The following is a 19,968-nucleotide window of genomic DNA, read 5'->3' as shown; positions in this document are numbered from 1 at the left end:
GCCCGCCGGACCTAGCCTCGGCGGGGTGGGCACGCCGGACGGAGCGCGCCGTCGGGGCACCGCCCTCCCCGCCACCCGCCGGGCCGTCCGGCGCCGGAGGGCGCTGCTCGCCGTGCTGCTCGTCGCCGGCTACGTCGCGCTCGCCGTCGCCGTCCTCACCGGCTCACCTCTGGTGGCGGCGGACCTCGCTGCCCTCCGCTGGCAGCCGGCCGCCCGGTGGCCGCACCTGGAGCCGCTGGTGTCCACCTCGGTCCTGCTCGGGCAGCGGTTCGTGTGCCTCCTGGCGATCGGCGGCTGGCTGGCCGTGCGGTTCGTGCGGGACCGGGACCCCCGGCCGGTCGTGGTGGTGGCGGTCACCACGCTCCTGCTGAACCTCACGGTGGGGCGGCGAAGACCGCCTTCGGGCGGCTGGGGCCGCTGCAGCTCGGCGGGGACGCCCTGCTGCCGGGAGGCGCCGAGGTCTTCACCGACGGCATGGTGTTCCCCTCCGGGCACGCCGCCAACGCCGTCGCCATGTGGGGGGTGGTGGCCTACCTGGCCCGGCGCCACCGCCGGGGAGCCCCGGTCCTGGCCGCCCTCGTCGCGGCCGGCGTCGGCGCCTCGACCGTCTACCTCGGCACGCACTGGGTCAGCGACGTCCTGGCCGGCTGGATCGCCGGCGCGCTCGTGCTCCTCGCGCTCCCGGCGGTCGGCTCCCTGGCCGACCGGGTCTGCCGGCGCCGGTCCGCCGGCGCGCCGGTGCACGCGGCGCCGTCCCGCCGCACGGCTGCGGCCCTGCCGCCCCTCCCGCGGCCGGGATGGGCGAGGGACGCGGCGTGACCGCTGGCGGAGGTCTCGGCGGTCCGGCGAGGATGCGTGCATGCCCACCACGCCTCCCGCCGGTACCCGCACGCTCGGTCGCGACGGCCTGACCGTCTCCGCCCAGGGCCTGGGCTGCATGGGGATGAGCCAGATGTACGGCCCAGCGGACCGCGCGGAGTCGATCGCGACCGTCCACCGCGCGCTGGAGCTGGGCGTGACCTTCCTGGACACCTCCGACGTCTACGGCAGCGGCCACAACGAGGAGCTGGTGGGCGAGGCGATCGCGGGGCGGCGCGACGAGGTGCAGCTGGCGACGAAGTTCTCGCTGTCCCGGACACCCGACGGCGGGGTGCGGATCGACGGCCGCCCCGAGAACGTGCGCGCCTGCGCGGAGGCGAGCCTGCGCCGGCTGGGGGTCGAGGTGATCGACCTGTACTACCAGCACCGGGTCGATCCGCGGGTGCCGATCGAGGACACCGTCGGTGCCATGGCCGAGCTGGTGGCCGAGGGGAAGGTGCGCCACCTCGGGCTGTCGGAGGCCAGTGCCGCCTCGATCCGCCGCGCCGTCGCCGTCCACCCGATCGCCGCGTTGCAGAGCGAGTGGTCGCTGTGGACCCGCGACCTGGAGGAGGAGGTGCTGGGCGTCGCCCGGGAGCACGGCATCGGCATCGTGCCGTTCAGCCCGCTGGGCCGCGGCTTCCTCACCGGGGCGATCCGGAGCCCCGAGGACTTCGGTGCCGACGACTGGCGGCGCGGCCACCCGCGGTTCACCGGCGAGGCGTTCACGGCCAACCTGCGGCTGGTCGACGCCGTCCGGGAGCTCGCCGAGGAGAAGGGCGTGACGGCGGGGCAGCTGGCGCTGGCCTGGGTGCTCGCGCAGGGGGACGACGTCGTGCCGATCCCCGGCACCAAGCGCCGCACCTACCTGGAGGAGAACGTCGCCGCGGCCACCGTCGAGCTCTCCGCCGAGGACCTGGCCCGGCTGGACGGCATCGCGCCCCCGGGGGCGGCCACCGGCGGGCGGTACGTGGACAGCAGCTACGCCTACGGCGACAGCCCGGAGCGCCGGCCGGCGCCGTGACCGGGGTGCACGTCGGCGCCGACCTGGGGACCAGCGGGCTGAAGCTGGTCGCGCTGGACGACGACGGCGCCGTGGTGGCCGAGGCCGAGGCGGCGTACGTCCACGACCGGCCGGCTCCGGACCGCGCCGAGATCGACGTGGCCGTCTGGCGGCGCGCCCTGGACGCCGCGCTCGCCGAGCTGGCCCCGGCGCTGCGCGGCGCTCCGGTGCGGGCCCTGGGGCTGTCCGGTCAGATGCACGGCACCGTGCTGGTGGACGGCGCCGGCGCCCCGGTGCGCCCGGCGGTGCTCTGGCCCGACGCCCGGGCGACCGGTGAGCTGGCCGCCTGGCGGGCGCTGCCCGCCGCCGACCGCGCGGCGCTGGCCAACCCGCTCGTGCCGGGGATGACCGGGCCGGTGCTGGCCTGGCTCGCCCACCACGAACCGGAGACGCTGGCCCGCGCGGCGGCCGTGCTGCTGCCGAAGGACGCGCTGCGGCTCGCGCTCGTCCCGGGCAGCCCGCCGGTCACCGACCGCAGCGACGCCTCCGGCACCCTGCTCTGGGACGTCCCCGCCGACGGCTGGTCGGCCGCGGCGACCGCCGCCGCCGGGGTGCCGCCCGGCCTGCTGCCGGCGGTGCGGCCCGGGACGGAGGTGGTGGGCACCGCACGCCTGCCGGGCGGGGACGTGCCCGTGGTCGTGGGGGCGGCGGACACCCCGCTGGCCCTCCTGGCGGCCGGTACGGCGAGCGGCCTCCAGGTGAACCTCGGCACCGGCGCGCAGCTGCTGCGCCCGGGCTGGCCGCCGCAGCCGGTCGAGGCCCCCGTGGTGCACGGCTACGCCGACGCCGACGGCGGCTGGTACGCGATGGCGGCGCTGCGGAACGGCGGCTCGGCGTGGGCCTGGGTGTGCGACGTCCTCGGCCTCTCCTGGCCGGAGCTGTTCGCGGCCGCCGCATCGGTCCCCGGTGCGGGGGGCGTCGTCTTCCGGCCCTTCCTCACCGGCGAGCGCGGGGGAGTGGCCGGACCGGACGACCGGGCCGGCTGGGTCGGCCTGCACCCGGGCACCACGCGGGCGCACCTGGCGCGGGCCGCGGTCGAGGGCGTCGTCCGGGCGATCGGCGCCGCGGCGGCGCTGCTCGGGCTCCCCGACGACGACGCCCCCGTGGTGGTCACCGGCGGCGGTGCGCGGACCGCGCTCGTGCAGCAGCTGCTCGCCGACGAGCTGCGGCGCCCGGTGCGGGTGCTGCACCTGCGCAGCGCGTCGGCCGTCGGTGCGGCGGTGCTGGCCGCCCGCGGTGCCGGTGCGGACGTCGTCCCCGCACGGGTGTGCGGGCCGGTGGTGGAGCCGTCCCTGCCCTGATCAGGAGGGCGGGACCGGCGGGGCCGAGGTCAGCTGGTGGACCGTCTCGGTCTGCGCCAGCTTCTCCAGCGCGGCGTCGTGCAGCCGGCCGTTGGTGGCCAGCGCGCTGCCGCCGGCCGGCCCGGGAGCGCCGGTGACGTCGGTGAACCGGCCACCGGCCTCCCGGACGATCACGTCGAGCGCCGCGAGGTCCCACAGCGACACCTCGGGCTCGCAGGCGATGTCGACCGCGCCCTCGGCCAGCAGCACGTAGCTCCAGAAGTCGCCGTAGGCGCGGGTGCGCCAGACCGAGCGGGTCAGGTCGAGGAACCCCTCGAGCCCGCCGCGCTCCTCCCACCCCGAGAGGCTGGAGTAGCTCAGGCTGGCGTCACCGAGCTGCGACACCTCCGACACGCGGCACCGGGTGGCCGACTCCAGCCGGCGCCCGGTCCAGGCGCCGACGTCCTTGGCCGCCCACCAGCGCTTGTTCAGCGCCGGCGCCGACACCAGGCCCACCACCGGCTCGTCGCCGTCGAAGAGCGCGATCAGCGTGGCCCAGACCGGCACGCCGCGGACGAAGTTCTTCGTCCCGTCGATCGGGTCCAGCACCCACCGGCGCGACCCGTGACCGGTGGTCCCGAACTCCTCGCCGAGGACCGCGTCCCGGGTGCGGGCACGGCCGAGGGTGATCCGCAGCTGCTCCTCGACGGCCCGGTCGGCGTCGGTCACCGGCGTGAGGTCCGGCTTGGTGTCGACCGTGAGGTCCTGGGCCTTGAAGCGGTCCATGCTGATTGAGTCGGCCTGGTCGGCCAGCACGTGTGCCAGCCGCATGTCCTCTGAGTAGCCCCGACCCGACGTCATGGGCACCCAACCTAGCGGTGCGTCAGTCGAAGACGGCGGAACTGACCCCGCTGGGACCCTCGTACTCCCGGTCGTCGATCTTCTTCAGCGCCTCGAGGACCTCGTCGTCGCCCCCGTGCTGCTCGGCGTGCTTGACGATGTCGTCCTTGCTGGCGGGGTAGTCGATGCCGGACAGGGCCTTCTGGATGTCGATCGGGCTCACCATGCGCCGCTCCCTACCCGCGCACCCGTCGACGATGCACCGATTACCGTCGGGTCGTGGACGCGGCGACGATCGCGGGGCTGCTCGCGGACCCGGTGCGGCTCAAGGTGGTCGCGGCGCTGGCTCTCGGCGCCGGGACGATCGAGGAGGTCGCCGATGCCGCGGGGCTGGGGCTCAAGGAGGTCGCCCTCGCGGCCCGCCGGCTCGCCCGCGCCGGGCTGGTGCACCGTGACGGCCACGCGCTGGTGCTGCACGCCGAGCGGTTCGGGGCGGCCGCGCGGGCGGCCGCGGAGGCCGCGCCCCCGCCCGAGCCGCTGTCGGACGACCCGGTGGCCGACGCGGTGCTCTCGGCCTTCGTCCGCGACGGGCGGCTGGTGTCCATCCCCTCGCAGCGCAGCAAGCGGCTGGTGGTGCTCGACCACCTGGTGCGCGTCTTCGAGCCCGGCGTCCGCTACCCAGAGCGCGAGGTGAACGGGCTGCTCGCCGTCTGGCACCCCGATGTGGCGGCGCTGCGCCGCTACCTGGTCGACGAGGGGTTCCTCACGCGCGAGTCGGGGGTCTACTGGCGCAGCGGCGGCTACGTCGAGGTGTGAGGTCGGCATCGCGACTCGTCGACAGGTGGGTGTGTCGACATGTCGCCCCCCGCGAGCCACGCCGCGTGCCGACCTCTCGCGCGAGCCACGCCGACGCCGGTGACGTGCCGGCACGGGGCGTGCGGGGGCAGGGGGTCCGCTCAGTAGCCGGGGCCGACCTGGCCGACGGCGTCGAGCAGCACCCGCACCGCGTCGAGCTGTTCCCGGCGCACCGGTGGGCCGTCGGCGGCCCACGCGTCCAGCGCGCAGTCGGGGTCCTCGGCGGTGTGCCCGCACCCCGGTGGGCACTCCGTCGCGGCCTCGGCGATGTCCTCGAACGCCACCAGCACGTCGTCGGCGGTGACGTGGGCGAGACCGAAGGAGCGGATGCCCGGGGTGTCGATGACGGTGCCGCCGCCCGGCAGGTCGAAGAGCACCGCCGAGGAGGAGGTGTGCCGCCCCTTGCCGATCTTGCTGACGTCGCCCGTGGCGCGCAGCGCGTCCGGCACCAGCCGGTTGACCAGGGTCGACTTGCCGACGCCGGACTGGCCGACGAACACGCTCATCCGGTCGCGGACCCGGTCGAGCAGGTCGGCCAGCGGGAGCTCCCGCGACATCGGCACCGCCTCCAGCCCGAGACCGGCGTAGCGGTCGAGCAGCGGCCGCGGGGAGGCGAGGTCGGTCTTGGTGAGGCAGAGCAGCGGCTCCAGCCCCCCGGCGTAGGCCGCCACCAGGCACCGGTCGAGGAAGCCCAGCGCGGGTTCGGGGTCGGTGACGGAGGTGACGATGACCAGCACGTCGGCGTTCGCGACGACGACGCGCTCGGTCGGATCGGTGTCGTCGGCGGTGCGGCGCAGCGACGTCGTCCGGTCCTCGATGACGACGATGCGGGCCAGCGAGTCCGGGCGCCCGCTGGTGTCGCCCACGAGCCGGACCCGGTCGCCCACGACCACGCCGTGCCGGCCCAGCTCCCGGGCCCGCATCGCGGTGACGTCGACCGGCGCGCCGCCGGGGCCCTCGACCCGCACCGTCATCCGCCCGCGGTCGACCGCGACGACCAGACCGGGGACGGCGTCGGCGTGCGCGGGCCGGGTGCGCGTGCGCGGGCGCGAACCGCGCCGGCTGGGCCGGACCCGGACGTCGTCCTCGTCCATGCGCCGGGCGCCCCGCTGCGCGCTCAGGGAACGGCCCCGATCGGCTCGCCCAGCAGCCCGGCCCAGCGCTCCCGGAAGTCGGGGAGGGTCTTGGTCACCGCGCCGGCGCCGGTGACCGTGATGCCGTCGACCGCCAGGCCGAGCACGGCGGCGGCCATGACCATGCGGTGGTCGGCGTAGGAGTCGAGCACGGCGGCCCGTCGCGGGCCGGGCTCGATCTCCAGCCCGTCGGGCAGCTGCCGCACCCGGGCGCCCACGGCGGTCAGCACCTCGTCGAGCGCCTGCAGCCGGTCGGTCTCGTGCCCGCGCAGGTGGGCGATCCCGGTCAGCCGGGACGGGCCGTCGGCCAGCGCGCACAGCGCGGCGAGCACCGGCGTCAGCTCCCCGACCTCGCCGAGGTCGGCGACCAGCGGCCGGATGGCGCCGGCGCCGGTGACCTGCAGGCCTTCGGCGGTACGGGTGACCTCGGCGCCCATGGCCGGCAGCAGCCGGTCCAGGTGCGCGCCGGGCTGGGTGGTCACGTCGGGCCAGTCGCGCACGGTGACCCGGCCGCCGGTGACCAGGGCGGCGGCCAGGAACGGTGCGGCGTTGGAGAGGTCGGGCTCGACCACCCGGTCGACGGCGGCGACCTGTCCGGGGGCGACCCGCCAGCCGCGGTCGGTGGGGGCGACGTCGACGCCGTGCTCCCGCAGGGTGGTCACCGTCATCTCGACGTGCGGCATCGAGGGCACCCCGCCGACCAGTGCGAGGTCCAGGCCCTCGTCGAAGCGGGCGGCGGCCAGCAGCAGGCCCGAGACGATCTGGGACGACTCCCCGGCGTCGACCTCGACGGGGCCGCCGCGCACCCGTCCGGCGCCGTGCACGGTGAACGGCGCCCGGCCCCGGCCGTCGTCGTCCACCCGTACCCCCAGGCCGCGCAGCGCGGCGATCAGGCCGCCGTTGGGCCGCTCGTGCAGCCGGGGGTCGCCGTCGACGCGCACCGGGCCGTCGGCCAGGGCGGCCACCGGCGGCAGGAACCGCAGGATCGTGCCCGCCAGCCCGGCGTCGACGGTGACGTGGCCGTGCAGCGGACCGGGGGTGACGAGCACGTCGTCGCCGTCGTCCACCACCTGCACCCCGAGGGCGCGCAGCGCGGTGGCCATGAGGTCGGTGTCGCGCGCCCTCAGCGGCCGCACCAGCCTGCTCGGGCCGTCCGCGAGCGCCGCCAGCACCAGGGCCCGGGCGGTGAGGGACTTGGAGCCGGGCAGGGTGACGACGGCGTCGACGGGGGACGGGTGGTGTGGCGCCGCCCAGGCATCGGTCACGAGGACCATCCTGCCCGGTGGGCGACGCCGCACCACGAGGCCCCGTCCCGGGGCTCGCGCCGAGCGTGCGAGGCGTGCGGAGGACGGGGTCCCTGCATCAGCCGGCCTGCGGCTTGTCCGCCTTCTTCACCGGCACGGTGCGCAGCAGCCGCCGGTTGGCGAACTCGAACATCGCCAGCTCGGACAGCTCGCGGCCGTAGCCGGACCGCTTGATCCCGCCGAAGGGCAGCTCGGGGGAGGAGGCGGTGGGCTGGTTGATCCACACCATGCCGGCCTCCAGCCGCTCGGCGACCGCGCGGGCGCGGTCGAGGTCGCCGCTCATCACCGTGGCGCCCAGGCCGAACGCGCTGTTGTTGGCCAGCTCCACGGCCTCGTCGGCGTCCTTCACCTTGTAGACGACGGCCGCCGGGCCGAACAGCTCCTCGCTGTAGGCCCGCATCTCCGGGGTGACGTCGGTGAGGATCGTCGCCTCGACGAAGGCCCCCGGGCGGTCGGGGCGCGTGCCGCCGGCCACCACGGTCGCCCCCTTGTCGACCGCGTCCTGGATCTGCGCGTGCAGGTCCTGCGCGGCGCGCTCGCTCGACAGCGGCGCCAGCGAGGTCGAGGGGTCGGCCGGGTCGCCGGGGGAGAAGGTGGCGAACGCCTGCTTGAGGCCCTCGACGAAGGGCTCGTACAGCTCCTCGGTGACGATCAGGCGCTTGGACGCGGTGCAGGCCTGGCCGGTGTTCTGCATCCGGCCCGCGGTCGCGGCCTTGACGGTGGCGGCCATGTCCTCGGCGTCGAGCACGATGAACGGGTCGCTGCCGCCCAGCTCGAGCACCGACTTCTTGAGGTGCTTGCCCGCCAGCGCCCCGACCGCGCTGCCGGCCCGCTCGCTGCCGGTGAGCGTCACGCCCTGGATGCGGGGGTCGGCGATCACCTGCTCGACGTCGGAGATGCGCAGGAAGGTGTTGGTGAAGACGCCTCCGGGTGCCCCGGCGTCGGCGAACAGCCGCTCGATCGCCACCGCGCACTGCGGGGTGATCTCGGCGTGCTTGAGGATGACCGTGTTGCCGAGCACGAGGTTGGGCCCGGCCACGCGGACCACCTGGTAGAAGGGGTAGTTCCAGGGCTCGATGGCCAGCAGGACGCCGATCGGCCGGGTCTCGATGACGGCCTCGCCCTTGCCCATCAGCGGCTGGATCGGCGTGGGCTCGAGGAAGCCGGGGCCGTTGTCGGCGTAGTACTTCAGGATCATCGAGCAGAGCTTGAGCTCGCCGACGGCCTCGTCGCGGCGCTTGCCCATCTCCGTGGTGATGAGGGCGGCGAGGTCGTCGCGCCGCTCGTCCATGAGCTCGGCGGCCCGCCGGACGACGGCGGCGCGCTCCTCGACCGGCCGCTCCCGCCACTCCTGGTACGCGGCGTGGGCCCGCTCGACGATCCCGTCGATGGCCTCGGTCGGGGTGAAGTCGAACTCCTTCTCCGTCTCGCCGGTGAAGGGGTTGACCGTCGCGTAGCGCCGGTCGGCGCTGTCGCTGGCGGTCTTCGGGTGGTCGGTCGGTGGGTTCTGCGTCGCGGTCACGCGGTGATCCTCGTCTCTCGTCGAGCGTTGCGACAATGGGCCCTACCCGGTGATCGCGACCGCACGCGCGGACGCCGGTCCGTCGGTGGCCGCACCTAGAGTGCGAGGGGAACAGCCCCGTGCCCCCGAGGAGGCGCCATGTGCGGTCGCTACGCGGCCAGCCGCAGACCCGAGGACCTCGTCCTCGAGTTCGAGGCGGTCCCCGCCGCGGGGCAGCCACCCCTGGCCGCGGACTACAACGTGGCGCCGACCAAGGACGTCTACGTGGTGCGGCACGCCAGGGAACGCGACTCCGAGGGCGTGCCCACGGGCGGTGGGCACCGCGAGCTCCGGTCGGTGCGCTGGGGGCTGGTGCCCTCGTGGGCCAAGGACGTGTCGGTCGGCAACCGGATGCTCAACGCCCGGGTGGAGTCGCTGACCGAGAAGCCGGCGTTCCGCAGCGCGGCCCGCTCGCGGCGGTGCCTGGTGCCGGCCGACGGCTGGTTCGAGTGGGCCAAGCGCCTGGACTCCCCGGCCAAGCAGCCCTACTTCATCACCCCCGAGGACGGCTCGGTGCTCGCCATGGCCGGGCTCTGGGAGGTCTGGGGCAAGGGTGAGGACCGGCTCTACACCTGCACCGTGGTCACCGCCCCGGCGACGGGCGCCCTCACCGAGATCCACGACCGCATGCCGCTCGTGCTGCCGAGGGAGCGCTGGGCGGAGTGGCTGGACCCGGCGCGCGAGGACGTCGCGGAGCTGGCCCGTCCCACGCCCCCGGAGTTCGTCGAGGGGCTGGAGCTGCGCCCGGTGAGCCCGGCGGTCAACAGCGTGCGCAACAACGGCCCCGAACTGCTCGCCCGGGCGGACGGCGTGGCCGCGCCCGCCGACCAGCCGGCGCTGTTCTGACGTGCCGGCGGACGAGGCCCCCGCCCCGGTCGACGCGCCACCGCAGCCCCCGCCACCCGGCGGGGCGCTGCCGGCCTGGGTCGCGGCGGGGCTGACCTTCCTCAGCTCCGGCGCCGTCCTCGTGCTGGAGATCGTCGGCCTGCGGCTCATCGCCCCCTACGTCGGCGTCACGGTGCAGACGAGCACCGCGGTGATCGGCTTCGCGCTCGCGGCGATCGCGGCCGGCGCCTGGCTGGGCGGCGCGGCCGCCGACCGCACCGACCCCCGCCGGCTGCTCGCGCCGCTGCTGGTGGCCGGTGGCGCCCTGGTCGTCGCCGTGCTCCCGCTGGTCCGGTTCACCGGCTCGCTGCTCAGCGGCGCGGACGCCGGCGGGGTGCTTCTCCTGGCCGCGGTCGCCGTCGTCGTGCCCGCCGCGCTGCTCTCGGCCGTGCCGCCGATGGTGGTCAAGCTGCAGCTGGCCAGCCTGGACGAGACCGGCGCGGTGGTCGGGCGGCTCTCGGGCATCGGCACGCTCGGCGGCATCGCGGCGACGTTCGCGACAGGGTTCGTGCTCGTGGCGATCCTGCCCAGCAGCGTCATCCTCGTCGCCACCGGCGCGGTCACCGTGCTCACCGGTGTGGTGGTGGGCGTGGTGCTGCGGCGCGGGGGCGGCCCGCGGACGGTCCCCGCCGGCCTGCTCGCGCTGGTGGTGCTGGGCGGCGCCCTGGCGGCGGTGGCCCCCACCCCCTGCGAGGAGGAGACGGCCTACCACTGCGCGCGGGTGGTGGCCGATCCGGAGCGCCCCTCGGGCCGGGTGCTGATGCTCGACACGCTGCGGCACTCCTACGTCGACCTGGCCGACCCCACCCACCTGGAGTTCGCCTACGTCCGGGCGATCGCCGCGGTCGCCGACGCCGCCTTCCCCGCGGGCGAGCCGGTCTCGGCGCTGCACGTCGGTGGCGGCGGGCTGACCCTGCCGCGGTACCTGGCGGAGGTGCGCCCCGGGACCGACAGCCTCGTGGTGGAGGTCGATCCCGAGGTGGTGGCCATGGACCGCGAGCAGCTCGGGCTGGAGACCTCGCCGGAGCTGCGGGTGCGGGTGGCCGACGGCCGGGTGGGGCTGGCCGAGGAGCCGGCGGGGGAGCGCGACCTCGTCGTCGGCGACGCGTTCGGCGGGCTCTCGGTGCCCTGGCAGCTCACCACGCGCGAGGCGCTCGAGCTGGTCGACCGGGCGCTGGCCGAGGACGGCGTCTACGCGGTCAACCTGATCGACCACCCGCCGCTGTCGTTCGTGCGGGCGGAGCTGGCGACGATGCGCGAGGTGTTCGACCACGTGGTGCTGCTCGCCCGTGCGCCGGTGCTCGCCGGGGAGGACGGCGGCAACGTGGTCGCGGTGGCATCCCAGCGGCCGCTGCCGGTGGCGGGGATCGCCGCGGAGCTGACCGACCACGACCTGGCCTGGCAGGTGGCCGAGGGGGAGGAGCTGGCCCGGTTCGTCGGCGACGCCCGCGTGCTGACCGACGACTTCGCCCCCGTCGACCAGCTGCTCACCCCCTACGCGACTCCCTGAGTCAGCGGCCGATCGGCGCGGTGCGCGCCCGGGTCAGCCGCACCAGCTCGGCCGGCGGCAGCTCCAGCTGCAGGCCGCGCCTGCCGGCGCTGACCAGCACGGTGGGGAACTCCAGCGCCGAGGAGTCCACGACGGTGGGCAGCAGCTTGCGCTGGCCCAGGGGGCTGATGCCGCCGACGACGTAGCCGGTGGCGCGCTCCGCGTCGGCCGGCTCGGCCATCGCCGCCTTGCGCCCGCCGGTCGCCGCCGCCAGCGCCTTGAGGTCCAGCGTGCCGCTCACGGGGACGACCGCGACGGTGAGCGAGCCGTCGACGCGCGCGACCAGCGTCTTGAACACCTGGCGGGCGTCGGCGCCGAGTGCGGCCACCGCCGCCTCGCCGTGCCCCTGGTCCGCGGGGTGCTCGGGGTCGTAGGGGTGGAGCGCGTGCGCCACCTTCGCCTGCTCCACGACCCGCACCGCCGGGGTTGCCGCCACGGCGCGGCAGCCTACCCAGGTGCGGCCGACGGGAATGCCGGCGCCGGGCGGTGCCGTTGGACCGGCCGTGAGCAGCACCCTCTCCACCCCCCGCGCCCGTGCCGCGCGCCGACGTCCCCCGGGCCGTCCGGACGCCGCGCGGCTAGGATCGACCGATGTGGCGCCCCGCGTCCGGGGGCCCCAGAGAGGACGGTCGGTGCCTGAGGAGTCCGCGGTCGACAACACCGGTCAGCTGCCCGAGGCGACCCCGGTCGAGGTACCGGAGGCGCGCGAGGGCGGCAGCCGCACCGAGCTCGCCGAGACCCGCGCCGAGCGGGATGCGCGGTTCGAGCGGGACGCGCTGCCCTTCCTGGACCAGCTGTACCCGGCGGCCCTGCGGATGACCCGCAACCCGGCCGACGCCGAGGACCTGGTGCAGGAGACCTTCGTCAAGGCCTACTCCGCGTTCCACCAGTTCGCCGAGGGCACCAACCTCAAGGCCTGGCTGTACCGGATCCTGACGAACACCTACATCAACAGCTACCGCAAGAAGCAGCGGCAGCCGCAGCAGTACCCCACCGACCAGGTGCAGGACTGGCAGCTGTACGCCGCCGAGGAGCACACCTCGTCGGGGCTGCGGTCGGCGGAGATCGAGGCCCTGGACCACCTGCCGGACTCCGACATCAAGGAAGCGCTGCAGCAGCTCCCCGAGGACTTCCGGCTGGCCGTCTACCTGGCCGACGTCGAGGGCTTCGCCTACAAGGAGATCGCCGAGATCATGGGCACGCCCATCGGCACGGTGATGTCCCGGCTGCACCGCGGTCGGCGCGGGCTGCAGAAGCTGCTGGCCGACTACGCCCGGGAGCGCGGTTTCGTCCGCGCCGGGGCCGGTGAGGAGGCGACCCGCCCGTGAGCGACGAGCTGGGGGCCGGCGAGCCCCTCGAGATCAACTCGTGCGACGACGTCCTCACCCACGTCTTCGAATTCCTCGACCACCAGACGTCCGACGAGCGGCGCACCGTGATCGCCGAGCACCTCGACGAGTGCTCGTCGTGCCTGCGGCAGTTCGGCATCGAGGCGGAGTTCAAGGCGCTGGTGCGCCGGCGGTGCGGCGGCGACAAGCCTCCGACGGGCCTGCGGGAGCGCATCAAGATGCAGCTGACGAGCGTCTCCTTCGAGGAGGACGGCACGCAGGTCAGCGTCGAGCGGCTGACCGTCGAGCACTCCGAGGAGCGCCCGACCGCCTAGCAGCGCCTGCAGACGGCAGAGGCCCAGGACCCGACGGGTCCTGGGCCTCTGGCGTCTGGCCCCCTGCAGGGCCCCGTCGCGAGCCTGCGAGCGGCGGGGGGCAGGGGGTCCTTCTTCAGGCGTTGGGGCGCTTGCCGTGGTTGGCCTTGTTCCCCTTGCGGGAGCGACGCTTGCGTCCGCGCTTGGACATCGCTGCCCTCCTCTCTCATGCTGCTGACGGGCCGGGTGGCCCAGGACCGGTGCGGGACCGGAACCGGCGCACGCGGGTGCGCGGCGCCGGACGACCCGCCAAGCTGACCCGACAAGCCTCTCACGGGGCGCACCGGCCGTGCGCCGGGCCGGGCGAGTTCGAAGAGGAGCAGCAGTGCCGCAGCTGGGGATCGAGACCGTCCTCGTCGCCGGACGGGGGCCGGCGGGGTGCGCCGCGATCCGGGCGTGCCAGCGGCTCGGTCTCAAGGCCGTGGCGGTGCACAGCGAGACGGAGCGCTCGGCCCGCCACGTGCGCCTGGCCGACGACGCGGTGCTCCTGGGGCCGGCGCCGGCCGCCGAGTCCTACCTCGCCGTCGACCGCATCGTCGAGGCGGCGCGGCGCAGCGGCGCGGACACGGTGCTCCCCGTCCCGCCCGCGCTGGCCGGCAACGCCCGGCTGGCCGGCGGGGTCATCGCCGCGGGTCTGCGATGGGGCGGCCCCGACCCGGAGGTGCTCGAGCGGCTCGGCGGGGACGGCGTGGAGCCGGCCAGCGAGCGGGGGTTCCTCGCCTGGGTGACCGCCGAGGGGCTGCGCTTCACCACCCCGGTGGCCCGCGACCGCGCCGCCGGCATCGCCCGGGTCTCCTGGACCCCGGGTGAGCCCGGCCGGCTGCCGGCCGCGGCGCACCGCCTCGCCGAGGTCGGCTGGCGCGGGCTCGTCACCGTCGGGATCGCCCCCGACGGCTCGCTCGCCGAGGTCGCCGCGGGCTTCTCGCTGGACATGGCGGTGCTCGAGCGCTCCCACGGCGTGGACGCCGTCGAGCTGGCCCTCCGCAGCGCCGCCGGGCTCCGGGAGGCCGATGCCGCCCCCGAGGGCCGCCCCGCGCCGCGGGCCGCGGTCGCCGCGCAGCTCCGCGCCACCCTGCCCCCGGGGACCGCCGGGCGGATCAGCGGCCGCCTCCCCGGGGCCGGTCGCCCTCCCGCGGTCGACGACGGCGTCGCGCTGGTCGCGGTGAGCGGCTACGAGCCCGGTGACCGCCTCGACGGCTGGTACGACGCCCTGCTGGCCACCGTCAGCGGTGGGGCGGACGACGTGACGGCGGCGGCCCGTGCGGTCAGCCGGGTGCTGTCCGGGCTGCCCGAGGCCGGTGTGCCGCACGACGGGCCGGAGGTCTGCGCGGTGCTCGGGCGGCTCGCCGGGGACGGGGCCGCGCCGGCGACCTGATGCCGGGCGGCCGTGCTTGGATGTGGGCTCACGATCGGCGGGCGCGGGAGGTACCGGTGGCGGTGGAGGAGATCCACGCGGAGATGGTCTCCAGTGTCTGGAAAGTGCTGGTGCAGCCGGGTGCGCAGGTGTCGGCGGGGGACACGCTGGTGATCCTGGAGTCGATGAAGATGGAGATCCCGGTGCTCACCGAGCGCACGGGCACCGTGCAGGAGCTGCACGTGGTCGAGGGTGAGGTGCTCCAGGAGGGCGACCTCATCGCGATCGTCGCCTCCGCCTGACAGAGGACCCCGTCATCCCCACCTCTCGCAGGCTGGGGGCGGTCCCCTGGACGGGGCCTCACAGCTGGCGGGTGTAGACCAGCAGGTCGACGCCCGGTACCGGCGTCCAGTCGCGCTCCGGCAGCCGGGTGAAGCCCAGCCGCTCGTAGAGCCGGTGGGCCGCGGTCATGCGGGTGCCGGTGGAGATGACGACGCGCCGCCGGCCGGTCTCCCGCGCCCGGTCCAGGCACGCGCGCACCAGCGCCTCGCCCACGCCGCGGCCCCGTGCTCGCGGGTCCACCACCAGCATGCGGAACCCGGCCTCGTCGGGGGACTCCAGCACCTCGCCGAACTCGCCCCCGGCCACGAAGGCCACGCTGCCGATCAGCTCGCCCCCGTCGTCCCGGGCGACCAGCAGCTCGGCCACGCGGGCGCGGCCGGCCACATCGGCCAGCTCGGCCGCGTAGCCCGCCGACGCCAGCCCGCCGTCGACGTAGACCTGCACGGTGAGGGCGGCGATGCGGTCGTGGTCGGCGGCCAGGGCCGGCTCGATGCGCAGGGCGGGGGAGGGCAGCACGGGCCCAGGCTAGGACGGCCACCGGCCTCGCCCGCCCGGGGTGGGCCCCGCCGCGGGTCCTAGGCTCGGACCACCATGAGCAGCCTCTCGGAGCGCCTCACCCGCGGCACGGAGTCCAGCCCGGCCCAGATCGACCACGCGCGGCGCCTGGTGGCCGACTGGCAGCTGCTGGCCGACCTCTCGTTCGCCGACCTGACGCTCTGGGTGCCGCAGCGCTGCGGGTCGTGGTGGTGCGTGGCCCAGGTGCGCCCGCTGACCGCGCCGACCAGCCGCCCGGAGGACATGGTCGGCGTGGAGCTGGACGCCGATGCCGCCGGCCCGTTCGCCGTGGCGCTCCGCGAGGGGCGGCCCGTCACCGACGGGGAGCCGGACTGGTCCGGGGCGACCCCGCGCCGCCGCGAGGTCATCCCGGTGCGGCACGAGGGCGTGGGCATCGCCGTCCTGGCCAAGGACACCAACCTCGCGGTGACCAGGTCGCCGTCGACGCTGGAGCTCACCTACCTCGACATCGCGGCGGACCTCTGCCTCATGGTCTCCGCGGGCACCTTCCCGCCGGTCACGATGCAGGACGCGGAGATGAGCCCCCGGGTGGGGGACGGGCTCGTGCGGCTGGACCGGGCCGGCCGGGTCACCTACGCCAGCCCGAACGCGCTCTCGGCCTACCGCCGGATCGGTGTCGCCGGCGACCTGGCCGGCGCCGTCCTCGCCGAGGTGACCTGCCGGGCGGTGACCGACCGGGTGGCCGGGGAGGCGGCGGCCGCGGGCATCACGGCGGCGGTCGCCGGGCGCTACCTGGACCCGATGGACGTCGAGGGCGCCAGCGCGACACTGCTGCTGCGGGCCCTCCCGCTGCAGGCCCCCGGCGCCGAGCACGGCGCGCTGGTGCTGGTCCGGGACGTGACCGACGTCCGCCGGCGTGACCGGGCGCTGCTGACCAAGGACGCGACCATCCGGGAGATCCACCACCGGGTGAAGAACAACCTGCAGACGGTCGCTGCGCTGCTGCGGCTGCAGGCCCGGCGGATGACCGAACCGGCCGCCCGGGCGGCGCTGGAGGAGTCGGTGCGGCGGGTGGCCTCCATCGCCGTGGTGCACGAGACGCTGGCGGGCAGCCGGGAGGACGTCGTCGACGTCGACGACGTCCTCGACCAGGTGCTGCCGATGCTCGGTGACCTCACCAGCGTGGGGCCCGCGGCCCGGACCCGGCGGATCGGATCGTTCGGGGAGCTGCCCGCGGCCGCGGCGACGCCGCTGGTGCTCGCGGTGACCGAGCTGCTGCACAACGCGGCGGAGCACGCCTTCCCCGAGGGGGAGCCGGGGGTCATCGAGCTGGTCGCCGAGCGCGAGGGCGGGGACCTCCGCGTGCGGGTCCGCGACGACGGCCAGGGGCTGCCGCCCGGTTTCGACCCCGCAGCCAGCGACGGGCTGGGGCTGCAGATCGTGCGCACGCTGGTGATCAGCGAGCTGGGCGGGAGCCTGGCGATGGGCCCGCTGGAGGGCCGCTCGGGCACGGAGGTGGTGCTGACGCTGCCGGAGAGCGCCTGGCCCCGGCGCTGAGCTCGGCCTCGGACGGCGCCGAGGCCGGCCCGGGGGACCCGGACCGGCCTCGTGGCGGTCGGTGCGACTGCGGTGGTGCGGACGCCGCCGGCTACCCCGGCGGCGCGCCGTCGTGCTCGGCGGTCAGGCGGTGTGGACCCGGGTGCGAGCCTGACGCCGCTTCAGCGCGCGTCGCTCGTCCTCGGAGAGCCCACCCCAGACACCGGAGTCCTGGCCGGAGCGCAGGGCCCAGTCCAGGCACGACGAGACCACCGGGCAGCGCTGGCACACGGCCTTCGCCTGCTCGATCTGGACGAGCGCGGGGCCGGTCGTCCCGATCGGGAAGAACAGCTCCGGGTCCTCGTCCCGGCAGAGCGCGCGGTGGCGCCAGTCCATGGCGTTGTACTCCTCGATGTCGTCTGCGGTCGGTACGTCAGTCGCTGTGCTCGGTCTGCGATCGCCGGCCGACGCCGGTGACCCGGCGTCATGTCGTGAGCGACTCCCTGCTTTGTTACCGGCAGGTTGCGTCCCGGCAGCGATGTTTTCACGTGCCGGACGCGTGTCAAGGGAAACGCGGTTAGCGCTGACCCCCGCGTGAGCAACCTCACCACGGCCGTGCTAGGCCCGCCACCCGGCAGGAGGAAAACCCTTGCCGGATGCGCGAGGAACAGGTCTCAGGCGATGACCCGCAGCGCGTGCGGGACGTTGGTGATCCGCACGCCCGTGGCGGTGCCGAGGTGGTCGCCGTCGACCTGCCAGCCCTGCGGCCGCACCGCCGTCACGGTCAGCTCCTGCAGGTCGTGCCACCGGTGCAGGCCGCGGCCGCGCAGGTCGGGTTCGGGGCGCATGGTCTGGCGCAGCGCGCGCAGCATCCGGGCGGTGCCGGTGCGCCCGAGGGCGAAGACGTCCAGCCCGGTGTCGAACGAGGCCTGCGGGGTCGGGTTCACCGGCCGGGCCCCCAGATAGGTCCAGGGGCTGACGTTGGAGACGAGGCAGAGGAACAGCTGCTCCACCGGCGGTTCCCCCGGTACCTGGAGGGTCATCGCGGGCCGCCGCCGCTCGCGGCCGAAGAGGAAGGCGCTGGTGCCCTCCCGGACGTAGAGGGCACCGGTCGACCGCCGTCCCCGCGCGCGCCGGGCCTCGACCCGGGCGATGACCTCGGCGTCGAAGCCGAAGCCCGCGGCGAAGACGAACCAGCGGGGGTCGGTCCACCCCGGGCCGTCGGCGGCGGCCTCGGCGCGGGCGACGGCCTCGGCCACCGCCGGCGCGACCCCGGTGACCGCCGCGGTGCTGGTGCCGGTCGCGCTCGCGGTGCCGAGGGAGACCGAGCGGGTGCGGCCGGTGCGCAGGGAGGCGAGGATCTCCGCGGTCGCCTCCACCGGGTCCCGGGACCGGCCGAGCGCGCGGGAGAACACGTTGGTCGACCCGCCGGGCACGACCGCCAGCGCGGGCACACCCGGTCCCGGTCCCCGCGCGAGCAGGCCGTTGACCACCTCGTTGACGGTGCCGTCGCCCCCGAGCGCGACGACGACGTCGAAACCGTCGGCGGCGGCCGTGGCGCCCAGCTCGTGGCCGTGCCCGCGGTGCGTGGTCTCGGCGACGTCGACCTTCAGCTCGCTGGCCAGGGCGCCGACCAGCACGTCGCGCATCTTCGCGGTGGTGGTCGTGGCCGCGGGGTTGACGACCACGAGCGCACGCATGCCGTCAGGCTAACCAGGGGATCGCGGTGCACGCCGGAGGGCGCCGGCGGGGACCGGGAGCAGCAGCCGGCCGCGTAGTCTCGGCGGTGTGACCGAGGACCGCGGCGCGCCCGCTCCGCCGCCCCGTCGCCTCGCCGACCGGCTGTTCGGGGCCTCGGTGGCGCAGCCGGTGGCACGCCCCGCCGAGCCGGGGAAGCCGACGCCGCAGGCCCCGCCGTCGCTGCGCCGGGCGGCGCTCGTGGTGGCGGTGGAGGGCCTCGCCTTCGGCGTCCTGACCCTGGTGCTGCTCTACCTCACGCTGACCGGGAACGCGGAGAGCGTCCCGCGCGCCCTCGCCGAGGTGGTGCTCGCAGCGCTGGCCGCCGGCGTGCTGCTGGCCGCCGCGCGCGGGCTCTGGCGGGTGGCCGCCTGGGCCCGCGCCCCGGTGGTGGCCCTGCAGCTGTTCCTGGGGCTGACCGGCTTCACCTTCGCGTTCTCGGCCCAGCAGCCGCTGATCGGGCTGCCGATCCTGGCGCTGGTGGCCGCGGTGCTGTACCTGCTGGCCGCCCCGGACTCGCGGCTGGCCTACGAGGACAGCTGAGCGCAGGGGCGACCCCTCACACGAGGTCGATGACGTCCGCGATGGAGTCGCAGACGCGGCTCGGGCGGAACGGGAAGCGGCTGACCTCGTGGGCCGCGGTGGAACCGGAGAGCACCAGCACCGTCTCCAGCCCGGCCTCGATCCCGGCGACGACGTCGGTGTCCATCCGGTCCCCGACCATGATGGTGGACTCCGAGTGCGCCTCGATCCGGTTCATCGCGCTGCGGAACATCATCGGGTTCGGCTTGCCGACGAAGTAGGGCTTCGCGCCCGTCGCGGCCGTGATCATCGCTGCCACCGACCCGGTCGCCGGCAGCGGGCCCTCGGGGGAGGGGCCGGTGACGTCGGGGTTGGTGGCGATGAACCGCGCGCCGCCCTCCACGAGCCGGATCGCCCGGGTGATCGCCTCGAACGAGTACGTCCGCGTCTCGCCGAGGACGACGTAGTCCGGGTCGGTGTCGCTCATGACGTACCCGACCTCGTGCAACGCCGTGGTCAGCCCCGCCTCGCCGATGACGTACGCCGAGCCGCCGGGGAGCTGCGTGGCGAGGAAGTCGGCGGTCGCCAGCGCCGAGGTCCAGATCGCCTCCTCGGGCACGAGCAGGCCGGTACGGCTCAGCCGGGCCGCCAGGTCGCGCGGCGTGAAGATGGAGTTGTTGGTGAGCACGAGGAACCGCCGTCGCCGTTCGACCAGCCGGTCGAGGAACTCCTTGGCGCCGGGCAGCGCGTTCCCCTCGTGGACGAGGACGCCGTCCATGTCGGTCAGCCAGCACTCGATCGGTCCGCGCTCGGTGGTCACGGCATGCACGCTAGCTGTACCGAGCCATCAGGTTGGTGCCAGTCGGCTGATCGGGGACTCCCCGCCGAGGGCGCTGTGGCGGCGTTGAGTGTTGTAGTGCTCCAGCCAGGG

Annotated in this window: 24 protein-coding genes; 12 read left to right on the top strand and 12 right to left on the bottom strand. The window is 75.7% G+C overall.

Annotated elements, in window-relative coordinates:
* Window positions 1–474 precede the first annotated feature (474 nt).
* Genes E9565_RS17965 through E9565_RS17955 form a run of 3 tightly spaced genes read left to right on the top strand, consistent with a single transcriptional unit; the run spans window position 475 to window position 3,222 of the window.
* Window positions 475–819, top strand: coding sequence for a phosphatase PAP2 family protein (locus E9565_RS17965; RefSeq protein WP_236836230.1), 345 nt, complete (start codon window positions 475–477; stop codon window positions 817–819).
* Between the two features lie 40 nt (window positions 820–859).
* Window positions 860–1,882 (top strand): aldo/keto reductase, encoded by a 1,023-nt coding sequence (locus E9565_RS17960; protein WP_236836228.1) that lies wholly within the window; start codon window positions 860–862, stop codon window positions 1,880–1,882.
* Window positions 1,879–3,222, top strand: a complete 1,344-nt coding sequence (locus E9565_RS17955) for an FGGY family carbohydrate kinase (protein ID WP_236836227.1) — start codon at window positions 1,879–1,881, stop codon at window positions 3,220–3,222. The genes E9565_RS17960 and E9565_RS17955 overlap by 4 nt, the downstream gene beginning before the upstream one ends.
* On the opposite strand, the gene hisN is transcribed toward E9565_RS17955, so the two are convergent.
* Both hisN and E9565_RS17945 read right to left on the bottom strand, forming a co-directional pair.
* A complete protein-coding gene (gene hisN / locus E9565_RS17950; protein ID WP_374201748.1) occupies window positions 3,223–4,032 on the bottom strand; it encodes a histidinol-phosphatase in 810 nt (269 codons plus the stop codon).
* A 52-nt stretch (window positions 4,033–4,084) separates the two neighbouring features.
* Window positions 4,085–4,267 carry a DUF2795 domain-containing protein gene (locus tag E9565_RS17945; protein ID WP_236824734.1) on the bottom strand — a complete coding sequence of 61 codons (183 nt, stop codon included), beginning with the start codon at window positions 4,265–4,267 and terminating at the stop codon, window positions 4,085–4,087.
* Between the two features lie 53 nt (window positions 4,268–4,320).
* Between E9565_RS17945 and E9565_RS17940 the strand changes: the two genes are divergently transcribed.
* Entirely contained in the window at window positions 4,321–4,857 is a 537-nt protein-coding gene (locus E9565_RS17940) for a DUF2087 domain-containing protein (protein ID WP_236824733.1), read from the top strand.
* A 140-nt stretch (window positions 4,858–4,997) separates the two neighbouring features.
* Here E9565_RS17940 and rsgA read toward each other — a convergent pair whose 3' ends face one another.
* The 3 genes from rsgA to E9565_RS17925 form a co-directional block, all read right to left on the bottom strand.
* A complete protein-coding gene (gene rsgA, locus E9565_RS17935) occupies window positions 4,998–5,990 on the bottom strand; it encodes a ribosome small subunit-dependent GTPase A (protein WP_236824732.1) in 993 nt (330 codons plus the stop codon).
* A gap of 23 nt (window positions 5,991–6,013) precedes the next feature.
* Window positions 6,014–7,294 (bottom strand): 3-phosphoshikimate 1-carboxyvinyltransferase, encoded by a 1,281-nt coding sequence (gene aroA, locus E9565_RS17930; RefSeq protein ID WP_374201746.1) that lies wholly within the window; start codon window positions 7,292–7,294, stop codon window positions 6,014–6,016.
* A 97-nt stretch (window positions 7,295–7,391) separates the two neighbouring features.
* The gene (locus E9565_RS17925) at window positions 7,392–8,855 is read right to left on the bottom strand and encodes an NAD-dependent succinate-semialdehyde dehydrogenase (RefSeq protein ID WP_236824730.1); all 1,464 of its coding nucleotides are present in this window, start codon (window positions 8,853–8,855) and stop codon (window positions 7,392–7,394) included.
* 138 nt (window positions 8,856–8,993) lie between these two features.
* On the opposite strand from E9565_RS17925, the gene E9565_RS17920 reads away from it, so the two are divergent.
* Together E9565_RS17920 and E9565_RS17915 are read left to right on the top strand one after the other, a co-directional pair.
* Window positions 8,994–9,740, top strand: a complete 747-nt coding sequence (locus tag E9565_RS17920; RefSeq protein WP_236836223.1) for an SOS response-associated peptidase — start codon at window positions 8,994–8,996, stop codon at window positions 9,738–9,740.
* Between the two features lies 1 nt (window position 9,741).
* Window positions 9,742–11,289, top strand: coding sequence for a fused MFS/spermidine synthase (locus E9565_RS17915; RefSeq protein ID WP_236836221.1), 1,548 nt, complete (start codon window positions 9,742–9,744; stop codon window positions 11,287–11,289).
* Window position 11,290: 1 nt separating this feature from the next.
* Here the strand turns inward: E9565_RS17915 and ybaK are convergent, their stop codons facing one another.
* Window positions 11,291–11,764: a Cys-tRNA(Pro) deacylase gene (gene ybaK, locus E9565_RS17910; RefSeq protein ID WP_236824727.1), complete on the bottom strand. Its 474-nt coding sequence runs from the start codon at window positions 11,762–11,764 to the stop codon at window positions 11,291–11,293.
* Between the two features lie 196 nt (window positions 11,765–11,960).
* On the opposite strand from ybaK, the gene E9565_RS17905 reads away from it, so the two are divergent.
* Window positions 11,961–12,656 (top strand): sigma-70 family RNA polymerase sigma factor, encoded by a 696-nt coding sequence (locus tag E9565_RS17905; RefSeq protein WP_236824726.1) that lies wholly within the window; start codon window positions 11,961–11,963, stop codon window positions 12,654–12,656.
* Window positions 12,653–12,991: a mycothiol system anti-sigma-R factor gene (rsrA, locus tag E9565_RS17900; RefSeq protein ID WP_236824725.1), complete on the top strand. Its 339-nt coding sequence runs from the start codon at window positions 12,653–12,655 to the stop codon at window positions 12,989–12,991. Before E9565_RS17905 ends, rsrA begins: the two co-directional genes overlap by 4 nt.
* 115 nt (window positions 12,992–13,106) lie before the next feature.
* Here rsrA and E9565_RS23625 read toward each other — a convergent pair whose 3' ends face one another.
* Window positions 13,107–13,181 (bottom strand): 50S ribosomal protein bL37, encoded by a 75-nt coding sequence (locus E9565_RS23625; protein ID WP_014377707.1) that lies wholly within the window; start codon window positions 13,179–13,181, stop codon window positions 13,107–13,109.
* Between the two features lie 174 nt (window positions 13,182–13,355).
* Between E9565_RS23625 and E9565_RS17895 the strand changes: the two genes are divergently transcribed.
* The gene (locus E9565_RS17895; protein WP_236836219.1) at window positions 13,356–14,405 is read left to right on the top strand and encodes a biotin carboxylase N-terminal domain-containing protein; all 1,050 of its coding nucleotides are present in this window, start codon (window positions 13,356–13,358) and stop codon (window positions 14,403–14,405) included.
* Window positions 14,406–14,461: 56 nt separating this feature from the next.
* Window positions 14,462–14,686, top strand: coding sequence for a biotin/lipoyl-binding carrier protein (locus E9565_RS17890; RefSeq protein ID WP_236824723.1), 225 nt, complete (start codon window positions 14,462–14,464; stop codon window positions 14,684–14,686).
* A 58-nt stretch (window positions 14,687–14,744) separates the two neighbouring features.
* Here E9565_RS17890 and E9565_RS17885 read toward each other — a convergent pair whose 3' ends face one another.
* Window positions 14,745–15,242, bottom strand: coding sequence for a GNAT family N-acetyltransferase (locus E9565_RS17885; RefSeq protein ID WP_236824722.1), 498 nt, complete (start codon window positions 15,240–15,242; stop codon window positions 14,745–14,747).
* Between the two features lie 75 nt (window positions 15,243–15,317).
* Here E9565_RS17885 and E9565_RS17880 point away from each other — a divergent pair, with 75 nt between their 5' ends.
* A complete protein-coding gene (locus E9565_RS17880; protein ID WP_236824721.1) occupies window positions 15,318–16,799 on the top strand; it encodes a sensor histidine kinase in 1,482 nt (493 codons plus the stop codon).
* A gap of 123 nt (window positions 16,800–16,922) precedes the next feature.
* Here E9565_RS17880 and E9565_RS17875 read toward each other — a convergent pair whose 3' ends face one another.
* Together E9565_RS17875 and E9565_RS17870 are read right to left on the bottom strand one after the other, a co-directional pair.
* The gene (locus E9565_RS17875; protein WP_091928851.1) at window positions 16,923–17,174 is read right to left on the bottom strand and encodes a WhiB family transcriptional regulator; all 252 of its coding nucleotides are present in this window, start codon (window positions 17,172–17,174) and stop codon (window positions 16,923–16,925) included.
* Window positions 17,175–17,452: 278 nt separating this feature from the next.
* Window positions 17,453–18,478, bottom strand: a complete 1,026-nt coding sequence (locus tag E9565_RS17870; RefSeq protein ID WP_236824720.1) for a diacylglycerol kinase family protein — start codon at window positions 18,476–18,478, stop codon at window positions 17,453–17,455.
* A gap of 88 nt (window positions 18,479–18,566) precedes the next feature.
* Between E9565_RS17870 and E9565_RS17865 the strand changes: the two genes are divergently transcribed.
* Window positions 18,567–19,058, top strand: coding sequence for a hypothetical protein (locus E9565_RS17865; protein ID WP_236824719.1), 492 nt, complete (start codon window positions 18,567–18,569; stop codon window positions 19,056–19,058).
* A gap of 16 nt (window positions 19,059–19,074) precedes the next feature.
* On the opposite strand, the gene E9565_RS17860 is transcribed toward E9565_RS17865, so the two are convergent.
* Together E9565_RS17860 and E9565_RS17855 are read right to left on the bottom strand one after the other, a co-directional pair.
* Window positions 19,075–19,815, bottom strand: a complete 741-nt coding sequence (locus E9565_RS17860) for an HAD-IIA family hydrolase (RefSeq protein WP_255714418.1) — start codon at window positions 19,813–19,815, stop codon at window positions 19,075–19,077.
* Between the two features lie 69 nt (window positions 19,816–19,884).
* On the bottom strand, window positions 19,885–19,968 hold an 84-nt coding region (locus tag E9565_RS17855), incomplete at its 5' end, for an integrase core domain-containing protein (protein WP_236836232.1).

The organism is Blastococcus sp. KM273129, from assembly GCF_021698995.1.
Classification (GTDB): domain Bacteria; phylum Actinomycetota; class Actinomycetes; order Mycobacteriales; family Geodermatophilaceae; genus Blastococcus.
This window is presented reverse-complemented; position numbering and strand designations above follow the sequence as displayed.

Excerpts from the sequence above, each read along its gene's own strand:
- E9565_RS17965 (WP_236836230.1), top strand. The coding sequence starts at position 475 with ATGGTGTTCCCCTCCGGGCACGCCGCCAACGCCGTCGCCATGTGGGGG.
- E9565_RS17960 (WP_236836228.1), top strand. The coding sequence starts at position 860 with ATGCCCACCACGCCTCCCGCCGGTACCCGCACGCTCGGTCGCGACGGC.
- hisN (WP_374201748.1), bottom strand. The coding sequence starts at position 4,032 with ATGCGGCTGGCACACGTGCTGGCCGACCAGGCCGACTCAATCAGCATG.
- E9565_RS17945 (WP_236824734.1), bottom strand. The coding sequence starts at position 4,267 with ATGGTGAGCCCGATCGACATCCAGAAGGCCCTGTCCGGCATCGACTAC.
- rsgA (WP_236824732.1), bottom strand. The coding sequence starts at position 5,990 with ATGGACGAGGACGACGTCCGGGTCCGGCCCAGCCGGCGCGGTTCGCGC.
- E9565_RS17920 (WP_236836223.1), top strand. The coding sequence starts at position 8,994 with ATGTGCGGTCGCTACGCGGCCAGCCGCAGACCCGAGGACCTCGTCCTC.
- E9565_RS17880 (WP_236824721.1), top strand. The coding sequence starts at position 15,318 with ATGAGCAGCCTCTCGGAGCGCCTCACCCGCGGCACGGAGTCCAGCCCG.
- E9565_RS17875 (WP_091928851.1), bottom strand. The coding sequence starts at position 17,174 with ATGGACTGGCGCCACCGCGCGCTCTGCCGGGACGAGGACCCGGAGCTG.
- E9565_RS17870 (WP_236824720.1), bottom strand. The coding sequence starts at position 18,478 with ATGCGTGCGCTCGTGGTCGTCAACCCCGCGGCCACGACCACCACCGCG.
- E9565_RS17860 (WP_255714418.1), bottom strand. The coding sequence starts at position 19,815 with ATGGACGGCGTCCTCGTCCACGAGGGGAACGCGCTGCCCGGCGCCAAG.